We start from the raw sequence: 1,430 nt of genomic DNA, 5'->3' as shown, positions 1-1,430 counted from the left end.
TATAGCCTGAGACCTGATGCCGAGCCGATTGTGGTGAAGTGGATGATCCTATGCTGTCGAGAAAAGCCTCTAGCGAGTTTCATGGCGGCCCGTACCCTAAACCGACTCAGGTGGTCAGGTAGAGAATACCGAGGCGTTCGGGTGAACTATGGTTAAGGAACTCGGCAAAATGCCCCCGTAACTTCGGGAGAAGGGGGGCCACGTCTGGTGATCGGATTTACTCCGTGAGCTGGGGGTGGCCGCAGAGACCAGCGAGAAGCGACTGTTTACTAAAAACACAGGTCCGTGCGAAGCCGTAAGGCGATGTATACGGACTGACGCCTGCCCGGTGCTGGAACGTTAAGGGGACCGGTTAGCTCTGTTTCGACAGGGCGAAGCTGAGAACTTAAGCGCCAGTAAACGGCGGTGGTAACTATAACCATCCTAAGGTAGCGAAATTCCTTGTCGGGTAAGTTCCGACCTGCACGAATGGCGTAACGACTTCTCGACTGTCTCAACCATAGGCCCGGTGAAATTGCACTACGAGTAAAGATGCTCGTTTCGCGCAGCAGGACGGAAAGACCCCGGGACCTTTACTACAGTTTGATATTGGTGTTCGGTTCGGCTTGTGTAGGATAGGTGGGAGACTTTGAAGCCGTGACGCCAGTCATGGTGGAGTCGCCGTTGAAATACCACTCTGGTCGTGCTGGATGTCTAACCTCGGTCCGTGATCCGGATCAGGGACAGTGTCTGATGGGTAGTTTAACTGGGGCGGTTGCCTCCCAAAGGGTAACGGAGGCGCCCAAAGGTTCCCTCAGCCTGGTTGGCAATCAGGTGTTGAGTGTAAGTGCACAAGGGAGCTTGACTGTGAGACCGACGGGTCGAGCAGGGACGAAAGTCGGGACTAGTGATCCGGCGGTGGCTTGTGGAAGCGCCGTCGCTCAACGGATAAAAGGTACCCCGGGGATAACAGGCTGATCTTCCCCAAGAGTCCATATCGACGGGATGGTTTGGCACCTCGATGTCGGCTCGTCGCATCCTGGGGCTGGAGTCGGTCCCAAGGGTTGGGCTGTTCGCCCATTAAAGCGGTACGCGAGCTGGGTTTAGAACGTCGTGAGACAGTTCGGTCCCTATCCGCTGTGCGCGTAGGAATATTGAGAAGGGCTGTCCCTAGTACGAGAGGACCGGGACGGACGAACCTCTGGTGTGCCAGTTGTCCTGCCAAGGGCATGGCTGGTTGGCTACGTTCGGGAGGGATAACCGCTGAAAGCATCTAAGCGGGAAGCCTGCTTCGAGATGAGTATTCCCACCTCCTTGAGAGGGTAAGGCTCCCAGTAGACGACTGGGTTGATAGGCCGGATGTGGAAGCCCAGTAATGGGTGGAGCTGACCGGTACTAATAGGCCGAGGGCTTGTCCTCAGTTGCTCGCGTCCACTGTGTTAGTTCTGAAG

1 rRNA gene (running past one end of the window) is annotated in these 1,430 nt (G+C 56.0%); it reads left to right on the top strand.

Annotated features, from left to right (window positions below):
• A 23S ribosomal RNA gene (locus AB0Q96_RS39050) occupies window positions 1–1,398 on the top strand; it begins 1,825 nt to the left of the window's first position.
• The last annotated feature ends 32 nt before the right edge of the window (window positions 1,399–1,430 follow it).

The organism is Streptomyces sp. NPDC093111 (genome assembly GCF_040683955.1).
Classification (GTDB): domain Bacteria; phylum Actinomycetota; class Actinomycetes; order Streptomycetales; family Streptomycetaceae; genus Streptomyces.
Note: the sequence above shows the minus strand (reverse complement) of the source record. Positions and strands in the feature narration are given on the sequence as shown.